Genomic DNA, 19,122 nt, shown 5'->3' with positions numbered 1-19,122 from the left:
GAGAGCGCCGCGCCGCCCGCGCGGCTCAGCTCCTGGCTGGGCGGAGCGCTGGGTCTGGAAGTGCTCCAGCGCGCGCGCCGCCTTCAGCCCAGCTCGATCCGGCGCAGCCTCGCCGCCGACCAGCATCGCGCGCCAGACGGCGGCCCCCTGGCAGAGGTGCGCGTCGCGGACGGCCGACAGGGGAGCCGGTGGGCAAAGGCCGTGCGCCCACGGGAGCAGGACGCTCGTCCCGACGCCCCCACCCGAGCTTGACACCGGCGAAAGGTCTGCCGATTCCTGTGCCGCTCGCTCGATGTCTCCCGCGGCGCCGGACCGGCGCACCGGCGACGAACTTTCCACCGGGGAGCGGGCGCACTATGCTCCTAGAGGAGAGCGTTCATGCCCCACCTGCGCCGCATCTCCGTCGAGAATTACCGCGCCTTCGAGCGCGGGCTCGACCTCGACCTCCGCCCCCTGACGCTCATCTATGGGAAGAACAACGCGGGCAAGAGCTCGGTCGTCCGGCTTGCTGGCATCCTCCACGACTCCGTCAAGGAGGGCAGCAAGAGCCCGTTCGAGCTCGGCGGCGCTGCGGGAGGAAACGCGTTCTTCGTGGATGTCCTCAATGCGCGGGCGCGGGACGAGGGTAAGTCTTTCCTGGAGCTCACGCTCGGTTGGGACGACAACGTCGAGGCGACCTGGCGGATTGGACATCACGAGTCAGGTGGCGTGAATTGGGTCAGGGTCGAGCAGCTTCTGGTCAAGAGCGGCGGCGCGCTGGCCCACTACGCCGAACCCACGGTCCTGGAAGCAACCCCCCCCGAGGGCGCCACGCACATCCCGGCGCTCTCGTTCGGCGGGCTCGTCCCGCTCGAAGGCCCCGCCCTCCCCACCGCCGTGTCGGACCTGCGCGCGCGGTTGCTGGAGCTCCGCGGGCACGTCCAGTACCTGTCCGCCGTGCGAGCCCCCTCGCCGAAGACCGTCGAAACGCGGGGTGTTCAGCCCGATCTTTCGGCCAACGGGAGCGAGGCGCAGGAGATCCTGCTCTACGACCGCGCGGCGCAGACGGAGGTCGAGGAGTGGCTCCGCGCCGAGGTCGACCGCGATCTTCGAAGGGAGCGCACGGGAGATAACAGCTGGCGCTGGCTCCTCCCTCCCCGTGCGGCGCCGACGCTCTCCATCCCCTTTGCCTCCACCGGCGAGGGCATGACCCAGGTGCTCCCGATCCTGGTCGCGCTCGCGCAGCGCCGGAGCGAGGCGCGCCCCGACGGCACGCGGATGTTCGCGCTCGAGGAGCCGACGACGCACCTGCACGACGACCTGCAGATCCGGCTCGCGCGGCACTTCGCCACCATCGCGATGGCGGCCGAGCCCCCGGTCATCCTGCTGGAGACCCACGCGCGCCCGCTGCTTCTCGGCGTACAGCGCGCCATCCTCAAGGAGGGTTTGGACCCAGCGCGGGTGATCCTCTACTGGGTCGATCAGGATGAGACCGGCGTGAGCCGCGCCGAGCCGGTGGAGTTCGACACGAACGGGCTCCCCACGAGCAGCACCCTGCGCTCGGCCTTCACGGACGAGCGCCGCCTCCTCCAGGAGCTGAGCAGGGCGCACCTCCGCGGTCCGGTGTACGAGGCCCCGAAGGAGGAGCCTCCGACGCGATGATCGTCACCGTCGATCAACGCCTGTTCCAGCAGGGCTTGCCCGCCATCGTGCTCTGCCTCCAGTTCGTGTTCGCGGCGAGCCCCCGGGAGCACGTGCTGCTGACCGACCCGATGTGGGACGCCGAGGACGAGGCCCACCCGGTGCGCGTGTGGCTTGACGCCCTCTCCCCCGAGGTCCAGGAGGCGGTGCAGAACGAACTCGAGAGGAGCCTTGACAAGGCCGCGACCATGACAGCGCACGCCGCCAAGCTCCGCGTGGAGCCCATCGCGGAGAGCCGGTGGGAGGCCGGCGTGCTCACCCCCGAGGATGCGCTCCGCGCCATGTACACGCCGCTGTGGCTCGCGCTGGAGAACGGACGTAATGATCTGGAGTTTCTCCGTCGCATCCTGGAGCGGCGCGATCGCGCGGAGCTGGACCGGTACATCGCCGAAGGGCTCGTCGAAATCCCGCTCGGCGGCGGCACGGGAGAGCTCGCAGCCTTCCTGGAGAGGCTCAAGGAGCCCGAGGGAACAACAAGCTGGATCCGCCGCCTCCGGAGCTGGGCCATGTTCGATCGGGACGCACACTCCAGCGATCCGCGCCAGCCGTCGACGACGTCGGAGAAGCTCCGCGGCCACGTGGCGTCCATGCAGAGGCCCTGGCCCTTTCCGGGGCACCAGCTCGGCCGGCGCACCATCGAGAACTACCTGCCTTTCGAGGCGCTCGATGCGTGGGCGGAAGGAGGGAAGGCGAGCGACAGGACGAGGCGCCGCCAGCAGGTAGAGGCGTTCAAGTCGTCCGACTTCGGATCGGTGCGGCGCGCGTGCTTCAACATGAAGGTGGGTTTCGAGAAGGACGTCGCCCAGGAGGTCCGCGATGAGCTGAGCCAGCGCAGGAAAGCGCAGTACAAGCCCAAGCGACAGCCCCGCCAGCTCCTCCCTCGCAACCCGCCGACGAGCCACCGGGGCATCGCGCGGCCGGCCGTGCGCTGGCTGAAGGAAACGGAGCTGCCCGCGGTCTTCCAGGGGATGCGGAACGAGGCGTTCCGCAACCGCCTGAACCGTGGCTTTGGGACGGCCATCGCGACCCTTTTCCGCGAGGACTCGGACTCGAAGATCGACGACGTCTGGTTCCATCGCGTCTTCGATGGCGATCCCGCCGCGCAAGCATGGCGCAAACGCCTCGTGGAGAGCCTTTGGAGCGTGCTCTGACCATGGGCCGGATGTTCGACACGCCGGTCCTGCCCCGGCTCCCCGAGCTGCTCCAGGAGGTGCACGAGGGCACGATCCAGGTCCCCGAGTTCCAGCGCGGCTACGCGTGGTCGGACGAGCAGCGGCTCCGGTTGATGGACAGCATCTGGCGCGGCATTCCCATCGGCAGCCTGCTCGTCTGGCGCACCACATCGGATCGGGGAATCCGGGTCAAGACGCAGATCGGCCCCTGCCCCCTGCCCCAGGGCCAGCGATCGGGCGTCCGCGGATATCTCGTCGACGGTTTGCAGCGCGTCACCACGCTGTACTCGGCCCTGATGCCGCTCCCCGAGGGCGTGGAGCAGGACAGCGAGGGGCGCCGCTGGCCCATCTACTACGATCTCGCCGCCCCCCCCGGCGACGACCTGCGCTTCCGGTTGCGCCACGGCCGGCAGAGCGCGCAGCCCACGTGGATACCGCTCGCGTGCGTGCTCGACGACGATCTGTTCTTCAAGTTCCGCACGCAGCTCGTCGAGATGGGGCGGCGGGATCTGCTGCAGGAGGCGCGGCAGCTGGAGAGCCGGTTCCGCAGCTACGTCGTGCCCGTCGTCCCGCTGGTCTCGGACGACCAGGAGCTGGTCACCGAGGCGTTCGCCCGCGTGAACAGCTATGGCCAGGACCTCGACGAAGGGGACATGGCCCACGCTCTGACGCTGAGGAGGACATTCAGCTTCAACGACGAGTTGGCCGTCATCTCCGAGCAGCTCTCGCCGATGGGCTTCGGCGGGCTCGATCGCAAGATCATCATCGCCGCACTGAAAGCTATGTGGGATCTCGACGTCTACAAGTCGGGCGCCAAGGGGCTGAAGCTCAAGCTCGAATCGCAGGACGGCCGCGATCTCCTCCGCGCGTTCCCCGAGATCTTCGCCCCGGTCGCCGAGCTGCTGCGTGCGTTCGGGGTCTACGGCCCCGGGAGCCTGCCTTACGCGTACCAGCTCGTCGCCCTGGTGCGGGCGCGCCATGTCGTCGGCGAGCCTGGCCTGCGGCAGGCGCAGCCGGCGCTGGAGCGGTGGTTCTTCTGGACGAGCTATCACGAGCACTTCACCGGGATGACGAGCGGCCAGCTCCGACAGGAGTTCGACCGCGTCGAGGCCCTGATCCGGGGACATCACCTGTCGAACCTGATGGCGCCGCCCGTGGTCAAGCCCGTGGATAAGCTGCGGCTCAACTCGGTGCGGTCGCGCCTCGCCCTGCTCGTGATGGCGATCGCGGGCGACCGGGAGGCCGGCGGCGACACGCAGCGGCGCCTCTACGGCGCGATGGGCAACGATGCGCTCCATCGTCTCTTTCCGAAGGAATCGGCGCACGATCTGGCGAACAGGGTCATCGCCAGCGACGACGATCTGGCACGCCTCCGCGCATGGATCCGCGCGCCTGGCGCGGGTCTGCCGGGAATCGAGAGCCATCGCGATTTGGCACTCGAGGCCCGCCATCTGCTTCCGAGCGATACGGCGCGCACCCGGGAGACGGTGCTCGGCACGCGCTACAACTGGCTGTGGCAAGAAGAACGAGAGCTGGTCGAGCAGTTCGGCGCATCCTGGGAGCTCCCCGAAGTCGACGAGCCGGACGACTGAGTCACCAAGGACCATGAGCAGCTTGCACCGCAGCCGCACAGCATGACGGCTGTGTAGGCGCCGGTGGTCGCCCCATATCGAGGAGTTCGGCGCACCGCTCGCGAGGACGCGCGGGCCCCAGCCCGCTGGAGGACGGGCTGCGGAACGGCACCCGGGTCGCGGGGGCCTGCGGCTCCACAGCAGCCGAGCATGGCGGCGGCCGCGGCCGTGAGCGCCGCCGGTCGCCCGGCTCGTGTCATCGATGGACGCCCGGAGCCGGCTCTTTGATCTCCACCGTGACACGAGCTACCGAGCACTCGGGTGGGCAATCCGGACCGTTGGGTCGCTCGACGTCATAGAACGGCGCCACGCGGGTATCCATGATGACCGCCTGGTCACGCACCACGCGGAGAGCGACCACCTTCGGTCGCACGCCGTAGACCGTGACGCCCGCTAGGGAGCCGTTCCCCTGACGGATGCTGCACTCGTCCATGATCTCCTGGTGGCCGGAGCTGGGCAGGGATGCAGCGCAGCGCCGCGTCACGCCGTCCACATCGATCCTGAAATGATAGCGACCGGTCGCGACGAGTTCGGGCTCGAACTGGATTTCGAGGTGATCGCCGCAAGCGGCCTCCGTGCACGCCTTGGTGCCTCCGGTCCGGCACGAAGCCAGCCCGATGAAGATGATGGCGGCCGTGGCGCGACCGAATCTGCGCGGCGTGGATGCTGACGACATGCGTCCTCCTGATGTTCTGAGCACGGTCCGCAGCTGCGCGACCTCCCCGGAACGCCCATCACCACCCCGGGGAAGCCCCAGGCACTTCTCGCTACGTCCTCCACCACCCCCGGGGAAGCCCCAGGCACTTCCCGCTACGTCCTCCACCACCTCCGGCCAAGCCCCGGGCACTTCCCGCTACGTCCTCCACCACCTCCGGCCAAGCCCCGGGCACTTCCCGCGACCTCCTCCACCACCCCCGGGGAAGCCCAAGGCACTTCCCGCGACCTCCTCCACCACCCCCGGGGAAGCCCGGCGCACTCGAGGAACCAGCGCCGCTCGCTTCCCGCCCCTACTTGCACCCCAGCCGGCACACCATCGCCGCCGTGTAGGCGCACCCGTGGTCGCCCCAGATCGAGGAGCTCGGCCCCGTGCACCGGAAGGCGCACCCGCGCCCGTCCGCGGCCGCCTCGGCCGTCAGCCGGTAGCCTTCCGCGTTGCAGCTGCCCGTCGACGACAGGCAGCTCGACAGCTGCGGCTCGCACTGCTCCACCACGTACCCGGCCGGGCACGTCCAGTCGACGCTCGCCCGGCCGTAGTCCGGCGACCGCCCGGTCTCGGTCGCGATCGGCTCGTGCTTCGAGAATGTCGGCATCCCCGTCGTGACCTGGAGCGGCACCACGACCGCGCGCTCGCGCGGCACCACCGGGGAGGCCGCGTCCTTCGGCTGCACGACGAAGGTTTCGCGCCGCGTCTGCCGCTCGCAGCCGGCCGTCGCGCCCTCGGGCGCCCACGAGAACGTGAGCTCCGCGCTCCCGTGCGCGGGCACCTCGACGGTGCGCTCGCCGTGCGTCACCCGGATGTCGACCTGCGCCCGGTTCGTGATGAGCGCCTGCGCCGTCCCGGTGGCGCCGTACGGCACCACGCCGAGATCGACCGGCTGCGGCGCGATCTCCGGCTCGGCGAGCGAGAAACGGCACACGTCCGCCACCGGGTAGATCGCATACGCCAGCGGCACCGCCTTCTTCACGTCGAGGCGCAGCGCGCCGAACGCCTGCCCGCCGCCCTTCGCGCCGGCCACCGGCGCGCCCTCGACGCCCTCGACGGCCAGCTCCCCGACCGAGGTCATCGTGACGCGGCGATCCCCCGCCTCGATCCGGGCCTTGAACAGGCCGATCGCCGTGCCGTGCGCCTCGCCGGCGGTCACGTCCGTCTCGTAGGCGACCATCGCGCCGCGCTTCACCGCCCCGATGAAGTGCGTGGCGCGACCGCAGGCGCAGCCGCCGCCCGGCGCCGGCACGACGCTCTCGGTCGGCTCGAAGAACTGCGGGTCCTCGTCCGCGACGAGCGCCATCGCGACCAGCCGCAGCCGGCGCTTGTCGAGCGTCCCGCCGGCGCTGAAATACGCCGGCAAGTCGACGTCGGCCCCGACGAGGACCGAGTCGACGGCGATGCCGACGTAGCGGAAGTCGATCGCGCGCTCGCCCTCGCCAGGCGCGGGCCGGCCCTGCGCCGCCGCGGAGGCCGTCGCGCCCGGCGCCAGCGTGGCGCCCGGCGCCGCCGTCGCGCCCGGCGCCGCCGTCGCGCCCGCGACCGCCGCCGCCCCCGCGGTCGCCAGCGCCCCCGTCGCCGCCTTCGGCTGGGCGCAGGCGACGCCGACCGGCGAGAACACCCCCGCCGCGCTCCGCGACAGCCCGCGCCCCGGCACCATCGCGCTCGAGGTGTCGAGCAGGTAGTCGTGCCGCACGTCGCTGAACGCCCGCGCGGCCTCGAGCAGCGCCCCGGCCTGCGAGCAGCCGCTGCCCTTGCAGGCCGGCAGGACCGCCGCGCCATCGGGCCGGCGCGACGGCGGCGCCGGCACCTCCGGCGGCCCGGGGCAGCCGAGCGCCGAGGCCAGCGCCCCCACGACGAGCGCGCCCGCGCGCGCCGGCGCCGCGCGCCCCGGGCGAGCCCGACCCGCGCCGCTCACGGCCATGCGATCGTCATCCACCGGACCCGCCCCGAGCCGCTCACCGCGTCGTCCGCGAAGAACAGCGACGCGCCGGACCGCCCCGCGAGCGTCGGCGACACGTCCCGCGACGCGCTGCCCGTCAGCCACGCCAGCGGCTTCAGGGGCGACGCCGCCGCCTCGCCGGGCGCCAGCGTGAAGGCGCTCAGCGCCACCGAGTCCCCCGGCGCCGACGCGAGCACGCCGCGGCAGACCTTGTCGCACGCGAGCGCGATCGACGACACGGAGGCGCCGTCCGGACCCTCGATCGTCACCGGCGGCCCCTGCATCGTGCCGCCGTTGTCGAGCCGCACGAGCCGCGCGCGCCCGCCCGCCCCGCCGGCCGCCGCGCCCCCGCCGCCGGACGCAGCGCCCGCGCCGGCCGCCGCCTCGTCGCCTCCCGGCTCGTCGACCCAGCCGACGAGGGCCCCGCCCTCGTGCGGCGCGAGCACCGGGCTGCGCGAGTGCTCGGGCGACGCGTGGAGCCGCGTCTCGTCGCCGATCCGCTGCAGCGTCTTCGCGTCGAGCCGCGCGAAGAACACGTCGCCGGTCGCCTCGCCGCCCGCCGCGCCCGCCGCGGCCGCGTCGCCCGCCGGCCGCGCGTCCGACCAGACGAGCCACGCCTCCTGGCCGCGCACCGCGATCTGCACCTCGGCCGCGTCGAGCGGCGCGTTCGTGATGCGCCGGTCCGGCGCCGTCCGGTTCAGCGCGCGATCCACCCGCGCCGCGTACACCTCGGCGTTGCCGTCGCGCGTGTCCACCCACGCGACGATGAAGCCGCCCGCGCCGTCGTAGGCGATCGCCACGTCGGACGCCTCGCTCGCCGCGCCGCCCGGCTTCTTCCGCGGCGCCGTGGTGAGCTTCTTCTGCGCGATCTTCGCGCCGGTCGCGTCGACCTTGGTCACGTAGACCTGCGTCTCGCCCCGCTCGCGCGCGACCCACGCGATCACGCTCTCGCCCTGCGCCGCGCCGCCCTTGCCCTTCGGATCGGCCGGGGCCGGCGGCGCCGTCGCGATGGCGACGCCGCCGAGCGACGACGCCTTCTGCGAGAGGACGTTCAGCTTGCCGAGGCCGCCCGGGGACGCGGCGCGCACCGCCAGCGTCGCCGACAGGTCCTGCCCGCGGGGCGCGCCGTCCGACGCGCCCTCCACGAAGTACGTGACCCACGCCGCGAGCGCCGCGCCGCCGTCGAGCTCGGTAGCCGCCACCTTGGCGAGCGGGTCGCCCTCGGCGAGCGCGCGCACCGCGGTCGCGCGCGGCGGCGGATCCCGGTCCTCCCGGAACGCGGGCGCGCGCCACGCGCTCTCCCGCACCGGCAGCGACACGAGCGCGAGCGGCGCCCGGGCGCCCACCGCCTTGGCCGCGCCGCCCTGCTGCGCTCCGCCCTGCTGCGCGCCGGCCCCGGCCGCCGCGCTCGCCAGCGTCACGCACGCGCCCTTGTGGCAGCTCAGCCCGCGCACGAGGTACGGCACGCCGCCCGTCGCCGCGAACGGCGCGGCGCGCACCGGCTCCGCCGCCCGCACCGAGAGATCCGGGCCGAAGCGCACGAACGTCGGCCAGATCGGCGGCGCGGCCGCCGCGTCGCGGGCGGCCTTGAGCGTCGCCGGCGCGAGCGTCACCGCGGCGAAGCCGTCGCCGTCGGCCGTGAGGTCCGGCGGCCCGCTCGCGCTGAAGACGAGCGCCGCCCGCTCCGCGCCGAGCGCGCCGTCCGGTCCGACCGACGCGAGGTGGATGAGGCGCCCCGCCCCGCCGGCCTCCACGCCGCCGTCGCGCTCGCCGCCGCGGGGGCGCAAGACGTCCTCCCACGCGAGCAGCGCCCGGCCGCCCGCCCCGGCGGGCGGCGCGACGAGCGACACGAGCGCCTGCTCGCCGGACGGCGGCGTCGCCTGCCGCGGCGCGACGACCACCTTGCCGCCCGGCTCGGCCGCCGCGAGGTACACGGCGCTGTCGATGTCCCGCTCGTCGGTCCAGGTGAGCAGGTAGCGCCCGCCGATCTCGGCGATCTCGAGATCGATCTGCGCGGTCGGCTCGGGGCTGACCGCCACCGGCGCCGAGACCTTCCCGGCCGCGTCGATCTCCAGGAGCGAGATGGATCCGAGCTTCGCGGCGTCGGCGGCGTCCTCCGCGTCCGCCTTGCGCGCGGCCTTGCCCTGGGCCCTGGGCGGCGGCGCGGCCGGCGGGAGCACGAGGGCGACCGCCGCGCCGCGCTCGGTGGCGACCGCGTTCCACCCGAGCACCCCGCGCGCGACCGACGCGGGCGCCGTCGGCTTGATCGCGGCGCCCTTGTCCTGCGCGAGGACCGTCATGACCACGTCCACGCGGTCTTCACGCGGCATCTCCCACAGCACGAGCGCCCCCTTCGCGTTCGGGAGCACGTCGAGCCACGTGATCTCCTCGGCCGTCTGCGCGACCGGGCTCGCCGGGGCGATCGGCTTGCCGGCCGGGTCGAGCGCGAGCGCGCGCACCGCGCGGCTCCCCCCGATCTGCTCGATCCACGCGGCGATGTAGCCCTGCGGCCCGGCGCGGAGCGCGGCGACGGGCACGTCGGCGGCGGCCGGCCCGGCGTCGACGACGTCCCCCCGCGGCGCGCCGTCCGCGCCGATGACGCGGGTCCTCCACCTGCCGCCCGCCGCGTAGAGCAGGAGCGCCTCGTCGCCGCGCCGGGCGAAGTAGGGCGTCGCGTCCTCGTCCTCGAGCTCCGCGACCACCTGGGCCGGCAGGAGCGGCGGCCCCTCCGGCGCCTTCGGCTGCGTGGGCGGCGTCTTCACGACGCGCGCCGGCCGCGCGGCGGGGGCCTGCGCGGCGCCGGAGCACCCGAGCAGCAGCGCGAGCGCGGCGCCGAGCAGCGCCGGCGCGCGGCGGCCGAGCGCGGCGCCGCGCAGGCGGCCTGCCTCGCGCTGCGGGCCGCGTCGAACCGAGGGGAGAGCACTGCGAACGAGCATGGCGGCGACCATGCCAGAAGCGATGAGCCCCCGCTACAGGGCGCCGCTGGTCGGCGTCGCGCGGCGCGCACGCCCCGGTCGCACGCCCGCGCGGCCCCGGACGCCCCGTCCGCGCGTCCCTCGAACGCCCCGCCCGCGCGTCCCTCGAACGCTAGAACGCGAGCAGGCGCCCGAGCAGCGACCTGTACCTGCGCAGGGCGAGCCGGAGCTCCTCCGTCGACGCCTCCGGCTGCCCGGGCTCTCCGTCGATCAGGCGCTGGAGCTCGCCGCGCTCCTCGCGGAAGCTCTGCGCGACCCGCTGGATGACCTCGGCCAGGAGCGCGTCGGCCTGCTCGACCGACAGGCGCGGCGCCTCGATGAAGCCCGCCTGGATCGCGCTCCAGCGCTCGGACAGCTCGCGCGCCTCCTCCGGCGTGAGCACGGGCGAGCGCTCCGGCCAGGGCTCTCCGGTAGGTCCACCGCACGCCGTGTAGACGGCCGGTTGCCGGCGCGACTCCGGCGGGGGCTCCTCGTCGGCGGCCCGCGCATCGGGCTGGCTGCTCTCGCGCGCCGTCACCATCCGCTCTCTGTGCAATGGGCTCACGATGGCCACCTCTCCGCTCGTTCGCGTGGTCCGCCCCGTGGGCCAAGCAAGCCGCATGCGCGTCGCGACGTGCGTCCGCGCCCGCCGCGGGCCGCAGCGCGGCAAGGCCAGAGGCTCAGAAGAGCCCGAGAAAACGCCGAGGGCTCGGGCTGGCGAGGCCGCCCGGTCCGCCTCGCCCGGGCGCGCGCCGCGGCGATCCCTCACGAGGCGAGGAGGCGGAAGAGTGCGGAAACCGCGCGCCCCGCGGCGGAGCCGCCGCCCGGACGAGGGCGCCCGGGCTCACCGGAGCGAGGCGCGCAGCTTCGTCACCACCGCGCGGATCTCCCGCACCACCTGGAGGAGCGCCTCGTCCTCGTCGGACCACTTCGTCACGGGCTTCTTGTCCCGCGGCACCGCCTGGAGCTCGGCGAAGCGCGTCGTCTCCCAGTCGCAGGGGCGGAGCAGGATCGGCACGACCGCGGCCTGCCCGGCGGCGCGCCGCTCCATGGCGCGCGTCACCTGCGCGTCGCCCTGCTCGGACGCGAGGTAGCTCGCGCTCACGAGGAGCAGGATCAGATCGGCCGCCTCGAGCTGCTCGCCGATCGCGCGCTCCAGGTCCTCGCCCGCGCCGATCTTCCCGCTGTGCCACGGCGCGATCAGCCCCTCGCGCTTGAGCGGGCTCATGTGCGCCTCGAGGCGCGCGAGCAGCTCCTCGTCGCGCGACGCGTAGGAGAAGAAGACGCGCACCGGCCGCGCCTTGGCCGGGTGCGTGTTCGCCGGCGGGGCCGCGGTCGGGTGCGCACTCGACGCCGGGTGCGGCGCCGGCGCGGGCGTCGCGGCGCGCGGCGGCGGCGGCGGCGGCGGCGCGGCGGCCGGCTCCAGGCCGAGGAGGAGCTGCGCGACCTCGGCGTGATCGCCGGCCTGGTTGTCGTAGACGATGAGCCGGATGCCCGACTCCTCGAGCAGCCGGCGGCGGAACGGGGGCACGCCCTTCGGGAGCAGCGCGAAGTGCATGGGCGGCTGGCCGCCCGCGAGGGCGCGCACGCGGGCGAGCGTCTGGTCGATGTTGTCGTCGGCGAGGCCGAAGCCCACGAACAGGATGGAGTGCGTGCGGTAGAGGGCGCCGAACGCGTCCTGCAGGAGCGGCGAGCCGAAGATCGCCCGGTCGTACTGGTCGCGCGAGAACACCCAGGTGTCCCACGCGCGCAGCGTGCCGTGCAGCTTCAGGATGAAGCGCCTGTCCATGGCGATGTCGGCCGCCGGCCGGTCGACCATGCGCCACTCGCCCTGGAACGCGCGCTCCAGGAAGCGGTCGACGTTGGTGGTGAGCACCGCCTTGAGCTTCGGCTTGAGCGCGGCGATCGCCTGCGCCACCTCGGGCACGTCGCGGCCGGTGTCGTCGAGCTCCTTGTCGACCGTCCAGTTGAAGTCCTGCGGCCCGAGCGCGAGCTTCGCGGCGGAGAGCGCGTTGATGAGCTGGTTCGAGGCGATGTACTGCTGGATCTCGTCGACCACCGCGGGGTCGGCGCCCTTCCTCCGCGCGCGGTCGCGCAGCCGCTCGGCGAGCTGCTTCCAGGTCGGCATGCCCGCCGCGGCCGACACGCCCGCGCCGGCGAAGACGATCAGGTTCCCTGACGCGTAGCGCTCGCGCAGCTGCTCGAGGATCTCGTCATCCATCGACGAACACGATACCGCGGATCCGCGCCCGCGGGCGGCGCGGCGCCGCGGCGGCGAGGCGCGCATCTCTCCTCGCCGCCGCGGGGCGGAGCGCCTGCCGCTCTCACCGCCGCGGCGCCGCGCCCCTCTGCTCACCGCCGCGGGGCAGCGCGCCCCTCTGCTCACCGCGGCGGCGAGGCGCGCCGCTCCGCGGCGAGCGACAGGCCGACCCCGAGCCAGACCCCCTCGACGGCGCCCGCGGTGCCGCCGGCGGCCTCGTACGGCGCCGGCCGGAGCACCACCCCGGGGTCCAGCGTGAGCCCGAGCCACAGGGGGCCGCCCAGCCGGGTCTCGACGCCGAGCCCGAGGCCGGCGCGGGCAGACCAGGTATCGCGCTCGCCCGCGATGCCGTCGACGGAAGCGGCGGCCGGCAGCCGGACCGAGGCGACCGAGGCGGCGGCGCCGATCGACAGGCGCCACGAGGCGGCGAGCCAGAAGCGGTAGTCGCCCGAGAAGCCGCCCTCGAGCCAGCGCAGCGTCTCGCCGCCGGACGACGGGGCGGCCAGCAGGCGGGCGAACAGCGACTCGGTGAGCCGCAGACGCCGCAGGCCGAGCGTCAGGCCGGCGCCGCCGAGCACGTGCGGGCCGCCCGAGACGACCGCCGCGTAGGGTCCGGCCGAGACGGACAGCGCGTCGAGATCGCGCGAGGCGAGCTCGATCTCGTCCGGGGTGGGGCGCCGCGGCGGCGGCGGACGACGCGGGGCGCGCGCGCGGCGCATCTCGGCGAGGATCATCTCGGAGGCGGCGATCGCGACGAGGCGCGCGGCGACGTCCGAGGTGAGGCCGGAGACGGCGATCTGCCGCCGCACGACCGCGCGGCCGTCGAGGCGCACCTGGATCTCGAGGCGGGCGGCGGTGGGCCGGTCGACCCACACGCTCGCGACGCGATCGCCGAGCGGGCCGACCGGCTCGGCGGCGAGCGCCGCGCCGTCCGGGAGCTCGATCTCGAGCAGGCGCCGGACGCGGACGCTCGAGACCTCCTCCGCCGCGCCGCGCGACAGCGCGACGCGCACCTCGATGGGCGCCGCCGCGGCGGGCAGCTGCGGCGCGCTCGGCGCAGGGGCGGAGCCGCTGCTCGCCAGGAGCGCCCGCGGCTCGGCCGCCGCGGCGGGGGCGGCGGAGCCCAGCAGGAGGACGATCGCGGCGAGGGCGCGCGCGCGCGGATGCGGGCGCGGGGCGCGCGCCGGGGACAGGCGACGGAGGCCCTCCCGCTGCGGCCGCGGCCGCGCCGGAGATGATCCGCTGGGCATCCTCGCACCGGCCATCGGGGTACTTGGCCACATACCCCGTTGCGGTCTGAATTGCCTCTTTCTTGTCGACGGCGACCGCCTCACCCAGGCTGCGGTTGCCGGGCGACACCACCGCGGCGCCGCCCTCGAGCGGCAGCGACCGCGCGCGCTCGTAATATTTCGCCGCCAGCGCTTTCGTCGCGTCGTGTCACGGCCCGAGCCTCCGGGGCTCCCACGCCGCGCGGTGGTTCACCGGCCGGTCTTTCAGCCCTTCCGGATCGGACTGGCCGCCATCTCCTCGCGACGCCTCCCGCCCGATCGCGGCGACCTCCCCGGGCTACGCCTCTTCGCGGAACGCGGCCACCACCCAGTTCACGTGGCGGCCTCGATCGTCGTAGCTCGAATGGCGCTTGAACAGCGGCAGCTTCAGGATGCGCACGTGATCCTGGAGGTTCGTTTTGAACGGCGAGCCCGCGATCGGCGTCCCGTCGGGGCGCACCTGCCGCCCCTCGATCTTCATCCTCTTCAGCACCTCGAGGGACGCGAGCCGCAAGAGCTCATAGGCCTTGTCCGGGTCCTTGCTGCTCACCGAGACGATGAGCTTGCCGAACGTGGGGTCCTTGTTGACCAGGACGTCCCCGGCCTCGAAGCCGCAGTCGAACCGGATCTTCAGATCGGTGAGGCCCTTGTCCTCGAGCGCCTCGCGGATCGCGCCGGCCTCGGGGAGCGCGATGCGGTCGAAGACGCCGGCGTTCGGCAGGAACAGCCCCTTCCCGCCGTCCCGCGAGTCCCTGAGGTCCGGATTCCAGCTCTCCGCGTTGATGCGGAACTCGCGGCTGCAGTGCGTCTGCACCACCTGCTCTTGCTCGAAGTCGATGGCCTGCCCGTCCGCGATGCGCATCTGCCACGCGACGAGGTTCACGGGGACGCGGCCCCGCTTCCGCTTGATGGCGTAGCTCTCCTCGCTGACGGGGTGCTCCACCTGGATGCGCGTGTTCATCTCCAGGAAGTAGAACTTCCCGTCCTTGAACATCAGCTCCACGGTCCCCGCGCCCACGTAGCCCACGCGCTCCGCGATCTGCACGGCGAGCCCGCAGATCCGCTCCTCGAGGCCGGGGTACCGCCGGAGCAGGGCCGGCGGCGCCTCTTCCTGGATCTTCTGGCTGGCGCGCTGCTCGCTGCAGTCGCGCATGCCGAAGTGCCGCGTGTTGCCGTAGCGATCCCGGAGCACCTGCACCTCCAGGTGGATCGTCTCCGGGATGTTCTGCTCGAACATCACGCCCGGCTGCCAGTTGTACGCCTTGATCTCGCCGAGGACCTTCTGGATGGCCTGGGGCACCTGCTCCGCGGTCGGGATGACGGCCTGCCCGCGCCCGCCGCCGCCGTTCGCGGCCTTGAGGCGCCCCGGGAAGGTGAAGCGCCCGGCGGCGTGCGTCTCCACGATGATCCGCTGGATCTCGTCGGGATCGTCGCTGTCGATGACGAGGCCCGGCGTCACCGCCGTCGCGTCGAACTCCTGGGCCATCAGGCGGAATTTCCGCTTGTCGCCGGCGTTCTCCACGACGTCCTGCATCGGACCGACGAAGACGATGTTCTTCTGGCGGAAGTGCCGGATCGCCGCGGCGTTCTCCGCGAGCGGGCCGTACCCGGGGTAGAGGCCCGCGCGCGAGAGCTCCTCTTCCCAGTCGTCCCCGAAGCGCCGCTCGAACTCGGCCCTCACCTTGTCCGCGATCTGGACGTAGTTCGCGTAGCTCTCGCGGAAGCTCCCCTCGAGGCCCACCGCGAACCCGCCGCCCTCCCGCGCGATCCGCACCTGCAGCGCGTTCTCGTCGTCCTTCAGGCTGTAGAGGACCACGGGGACCTTGCCGAGCGCGATCGCCTCGCGCGTCGCCCGCACGCCCATCTCCCCCTTGTCCGCCACGAGGACGTACTTGAGCTGGCCCGCGCTCACCGTGGTGGCGGGGTAGCTGTCCAGCCGGTGCACGGCGGCGTAGAGGAGATCCAGCACCTGCGCGTCGTCCCGCTGGAGCTCTCCAGCCCGGGAGCGCAGGAGCTCCGCCGCCTGAGCGCGGAGCGAGGGCTCGTCCTGCTCCAGGATCAGGAACTTGAGGAAGCGCTCCTCCTCGAAATCGCGGCGCTTCAGCGCCCGGAGCAGCCCGCCCTCCAGGTACCGGGCGAACCCGCCGCGGTCCTCGGGCGTGATCGAGGCGCGCGCCTCCCGGATCCGCGACAGGAGGCCCTCGGCCGCCGACAGGAGCTCCTGCACCCGCTCGTCGCCGAGGAGCTCCCGGCGCAGCGCCGCCTCCAGCGCGCGCCGCCAGCCGAAGTGCTCTCTCCACACCTCGCCGTTGGCGACCAGGTACCGCAGCCCGAGGAGGCGGTGCGCGTCCTTGCCGCCGGCCAGCGTGCCGAGGTCGAGCAGCGAGAACCCCGGGAGGCCCATCGCCGTGGTGAACGCTTCCATCGAGGAGACGTAGCCGCCTCTCGGCAGCACGAGCTTCCACGACGGGAGAGCCTGAACGTCCTTGCGAGCGGGGAGGGAGCTGGTGCGGACGGCGGTGGTCATCCTAAGCGGTTCTCCGGCGCGGCAAGCAAGCGCAGAGCCGTTACGGGATGTCAAGCCTGTCGGTCGGAGAGGCGGGGCCGCCGAGCGCCGCCCCGGGACCGGCGCGCGCGGATCACGGCGCGGGGCTGGCGTCGGGGGCGGGCGCAGGCTGGGGCGGCGCGGCCTCCTCCTCGTCCTCCTCCGCCGCCTCGCCCGAGACGAGCCGCTGGACGTCCTCGCACCGGCCGTCCGGGTACTTGGCGACGTACTCCTTGGCCATCTGCGAGGCCTCGTCCTTGCGCCCGGCGACGAGCTCGGTGCGGATGCGCTTGCAGAACGAGTCCTCCGCGAGGTTGCCCTCGGGCGACAGCGAGCGCGCCTGGTCCAGATACTTCGCCGCCTGCGCCTGATCGCCCATGCTGGCGTAGAGGTCGCCGAGCTTGTAGGCCGCGATCGGCGCGTACGCGTCGGTCGGGAAGCTCTCGACGACGCGCGCGAAGGCGCGCATCGCCGCGGAGAGATCGCCGCCCTTCGCGCGCAGGAGATCGCTGAGGTCCATCAGCTCCCGCGCCGTCTTCGCGGAGGCGATGGCGCCGTCGACGCCGCCGCTCTGCTGCTTCAGGCTCTGCAGCGCCTCGGCGACGTTGCCCGCGTTGTACCGCGCGCGCCAGTCGGGCGCGGCGGCCGGCGCCGCCGCCGCCGGCGCGTCGGACGGCGGCGCGACCGGCGCCACCTCCGCGCTCGATCGGGGCAGCGACGCGACGCGGGCGCGCCGGCGCTCCTCCGGCGGCGCCACCACCGCCGTGGGCTGCCGGATCGGCACGCCCTCCTCGGCGTCGCCGCGCCCGAGCTCCCGCGAGCCGGCCGGCGACGTGAGCTTGACCGACCCGTCCGCGACGTTGACGTCGATGTCGTCGACGTTGTGCCTCACGCGCAGCACGCTGCCCGCCGCCGCCGCGAGCCGGGCCTCCCCGGCCACGATCGAGAGCGCCGCCGTGCGCGTCCCGATCACGGTGTCGAGCCACGCCTCGCCCTGCACGAGCCGCAGCGTCAGCGCGCCGCCGCCCGCCTGCTCGACCTCGACGGTGGTGCCCGCGGTGAGCGAGATCGTCCCGCCGCCCGGCAGCTGGAAGGTGCGCCCCCGCGAGCCCGCGGCGAACACGTCGACCAGCGACGGCACGTCGTCGGTCGGCGCCACGGCGGTGGGCGGCGGCGCGCCCTGCTCGTCGCTCCAGATCGTCTTGCCGAGCCACAGGCCGCCGGCGAACGCCGAGAGCGTCGCCGCCGCGAGCATCGCGGCCACGCCCGCGCGGCGCGACGACGACGGCTCGCGCGCCGCGAGGTCGTGCTCGATGCGGTCCCAGACGCGCGCGATCCGCTCTTCGGTCGCGTGGTCGCGCAGATCTGCCGGTGCGATCCGGGGTAGCCCTCGCCGGCTCATGATGACGCCTCGCTGCTGGTTGAATCCACAAAATGACCGTCGAGGAAGTGTTGCGCCCGTGAAATCCGCCGCTTGACGGTGGCCAGCGAGCAGTCGGTCATCTGCGCGACCGTCTCGAGATCGTGCCCCTCCACCGAGCGGAGGATCCACGCGATCCGGTCGTCGGCCGGCAGCGTCTGGAGCAGGGCGTAGATCTGGGCGATCTGCGCGCGCGCGTGGGGAGAGGCGGCCGGGCTCGCGAGCGCGTCGAGATCGACCGGCTCGCTCGACTTGCCCATCCCGAGCATCCCGAGCAGCCGCGTGCGCCGCATCCGCGAGCGGACCTTGTGGACGACGATCGAGCCGAGCCAGGCGCGGAAGGCGGCCGGGTCCACGAGGTCGCCGAGGCGCTCGAAGGCGCGGAGGAACGCGTCGTGCACGATGTCCTCCACGTCGCGCGCCGAGCCCTCGATGCGCGTCGCGAGGTGGATGGCGAAGGCCGCGTGCCGCCGGTAGAGCTGCTCGAGCGCGCCCACGTCCCCGCGCGCGCCGAGCACCACGAGCTGCGCGTCCGGCAGCTCCGTAAGGCCTCCCCCCCGCTCCGCCGGCGCGCCCGCGACGGCGCTCCGCCTGTCCGCGGCATTCCCCCCGCGCGCGCCCCCGGGCCGGACATCGCTCCGGCCGCGCTCCTCCGGGGCGAAGGCCGGGCCGGCCTCGCCCATGTCCGCCTGAGCCTCCGCGGCCGGGGCGGCCGGGACGACCGGTTCGACAAGGCGCAGGCGCCCTCGCTGAGGTCTCAGAGCCATGGGTTCGTGTACCTGAAAAGGAGCAGCCTGGGTGTTCGAGACGCCGCGCGGGAAGCGGCCCCTGGGCCGAGGCGGCGCGCCGCGTCCCGGTCTCCTGTCCGGGGCAGCATCAGGAGAGCCCCGAGCCTCCCACAGTTTTCTAGACGCCTGGTGGGGCCCGGGCGGCTCATCGAAAAAACTGTGAGCCGTTCTGTCCCCCTGCGGCGTCTGGGTGGGTGGCCGCCGGATTTGGACTGCGGCTCCTACGTTTGCTGGTTGGGGGTGGCCTCGCCGCCCTCTTTTTTCGGAGGATTCCCATGAACAAGCTCGTTCTTGCGCTCGTCGCCGTGTCGGTCTCGTCCCTCGCCGTTGCCTGCGGCGGCAGCGCCCCGGCCGCGAGCGACCCGTCGGCGGCCCCGGCGTCGACCGACGCGGCCCCCGCCTCGACCGAGGCGGCGCCCGCGGCGACCCCGGAGTCGGCCCCCTCGGCTCCGGCCGATCCGGCGGCGGCGAACCCGGCCGAGGCTCCCAAGCAGTGAGCCCTCTGCGCGGCGCGTCGCTTCCTGGGTGAAGCGCGCGCTGCGGAGCGCTTTGGGCGGCACCTCTCCGGAGGTGCCGCCCTCTTTCATTTTGTGCCGCTCGTGCCGCGCGGCTCCGCCCCCGCCCATCCGACCGCGACGCCGCGCCAGCAGCTCCGTCGCCTCGATCGCGCGGCGAAACGCGGCGCGCCCGTGCTTTGACCCCATCGCGCGGGCGCTCTCCGGGTATGTTCCGTCCGCACGCCGTCGGCGGGCGGCT

The 19,122-nt window shown here is 73.9% G+C and carries 13 protein-coding genes; 4 read left to right on the top strand and 9 right to left on the bottom strand.

What is annotated here, in order from left to right:
* The first annotated feature begins 378 nt into the window (after positions 1 to 378).
* From NQZ70_RS50600 to NQZ70_RS50590, 3 genes are read left to right on the top strand one after another with little or no spacing between them, the layout of a single operon-like run.
* Entirely contained in the window at positions 379 to 1,641 is a 1,263-nt protein-coding gene (locus NQZ70_RS50600; protein WP_129580622.1) for an AAA family ATPase, read from the top strand.
* Complete coding sequence (locus NQZ70_RS50595; RefSeq protein ID WP_129580621.1) at positions 1,638 to 2,831, top strand: hypothetical protein; 1,194 nt, start codon at positions 1,638 to 1,640, stop codon at positions 2,829 to 2,831. Before NQZ70_RS50600 ends, NQZ70_RS50595 begins: the two co-directional genes overlap by 4 nt.
* A gap of 2 nt (positions 2,832 to 2,833) precedes the next feature.
* Positions 2,834 to 4,444 carry a DUF262 domain-containing protein gene (locus tag NQZ70_RS50590; protein WP_165374579.1) on the top strand — a complete coding sequence of 537 codons (1,611 nt, stop codon included), beginning with the start codon at positions 2,834 to 2,836 and terminating at the stop codon, positions 4,442 to 4,444.
* 235 nt (positions 4,445 to 4,679) lie between these two features.
* Here NQZ70_RS50590 and NQZ70_RS50585 read toward each other — a convergent pair whose 3' ends face one another.
* From NQZ70_RS50585 to NQZ70_RS50545, 9 genes are all read right to left on the bottom strand, one after another.
* Entirely contained in the window at positions 4,680 to 5,159 is a 480-nt protein-coding gene (locus NQZ70_RS50585; protein WP_129580619.1) for a hypothetical protein, read from the bottom strand.
* Between the two features lie 331 nt (positions 5,160 to 5,490).
* Complete coding sequence (locus tag NQZ70_RS50580) at positions 5,491 to 7,107, bottom strand: hypothetical protein (RefSeq protein WP_165374578.1); 1,617 nt, start codon at positions 7,105 to 7,107, stop codon at positions 5,491 to 5,493.
* Positions 7,104 to 10,067, bottom strand: coding sequence for a hypothetical protein (locus NQZ70_RS50575; protein ID WP_129580618.1), 2,964 nt, complete (start codon positions 10,065 to 10,067; stop codon positions 7,104 to 7,106). The genes NQZ70_RS50580 and NQZ70_RS50575 overlap by 4 nt, the downstream gene beginning before the upstream one ends.
* 151 nt (positions 10,068 to 10,218) lie before the next feature.
* Positions 10,219 to 10,650 (bottom strand): hypothetical protein, encoded by a 432-nt coding sequence (locus tag NQZ70_RS50570; RefSeq protein ID WP_237244804.1) that lies wholly within the window; start codon positions 10,648 to 10,650, stop codon positions 10,219 to 10,221.
* A gap of 279 nt (positions 10,651 to 10,929) precedes the next feature.
* On the bottom strand, positions 10,930 to 12,306 hold the full coding sequence (locus NQZ70_RS50565; protein WP_237244803.1) for an SIR2 family protein: 1,377 nt from the start codon (positions 12,304 to 12,306) through the stop codon (positions 10,930 to 10,932).
* A gap of 161 nt (positions 12,307 to 12,467) precedes the next feature.
* Positions 12,468 to 13,595 carry a hypothetical protein gene (locus NQZ70_RS50560; RefSeq protein ID WP_237244802.1) on the bottom strand — a complete coding sequence of 376 codons (1,128 nt, stop codon included), beginning with the start codon at positions 13,593 to 13,595 and terminating at the stop codon, positions 12,468 to 12,470.
* 316 nt (positions 13,596 to 13,911) lie between these two features.
* Positions 13,912 to 16,140 carry a biotin carboxylase N-terminal domain-containing protein gene (locus NQZ70_RS50555; protein WP_129580616.1) on the bottom strand — a complete coding sequence of 743 codons (2,229 nt, stop codon included), beginning with the start codon at positions 16,138 to 16,140 and terminating at the stop codon, positions 13,912 to 13,914.
* Positions 16,141 to 16,252: 112 nt separating this feature from the next.
* On the bottom strand, positions 16,253 to 17,560 hold the full coding sequence (locus NQZ70_RS50550) for a tetratricopeptide repeat protein (RefSeq protein WP_129580615.1): 1,308 nt from the start codon (positions 17,558 to 17,560) through the stop codon (positions 16,253 to 16,255).
* Positions 17,557 to 18,261: an RNA polymerase sigma factor gene (locus NQZ70_RS50545; RefSeq protein WP_129582062.1), complete on the bottom strand. Its 705-nt coding sequence runs from the start codon at positions 18,259 to 18,261 to the stop codon at positions 17,557 to 17,559. Before NQZ70_RS50545 ends, NQZ70_RS50550 begins: the two co-directional genes overlap by 4 nt.
* Before the next feature lie 380 nt (positions 18,262 to 18,641).
* Here NQZ70_RS50545 and NQZ70_RS50540 point away from each other — a divergent pair, with 380 nt between their 5' ends.
* Complete coding sequence (locus tag NQZ70_RS50540) at positions 18,642 to 18,863, top strand: hypothetical protein (protein WP_129580614.1); 222 nt, start codon at positions 18,642 to 18,644, stop codon at positions 18,861 to 18,863.
* Positions 18,864 to 19,122: the final 259 nt, after the last annotated feature.

The sequence above is a fragment of the Sorangium sp. So ce836 genome (assembly GCF_028553905.1).
GTDB lineage: Bacteria > Myxococcota_A > Polyangia > Polyangiales > Polyangiaceae > Sorangium > Sorangium cellulosum_D.
Note: the sequence above shows the minus strand (reverse complement) of the source record. Positions and strands in the feature narration are given on the sequence as shown.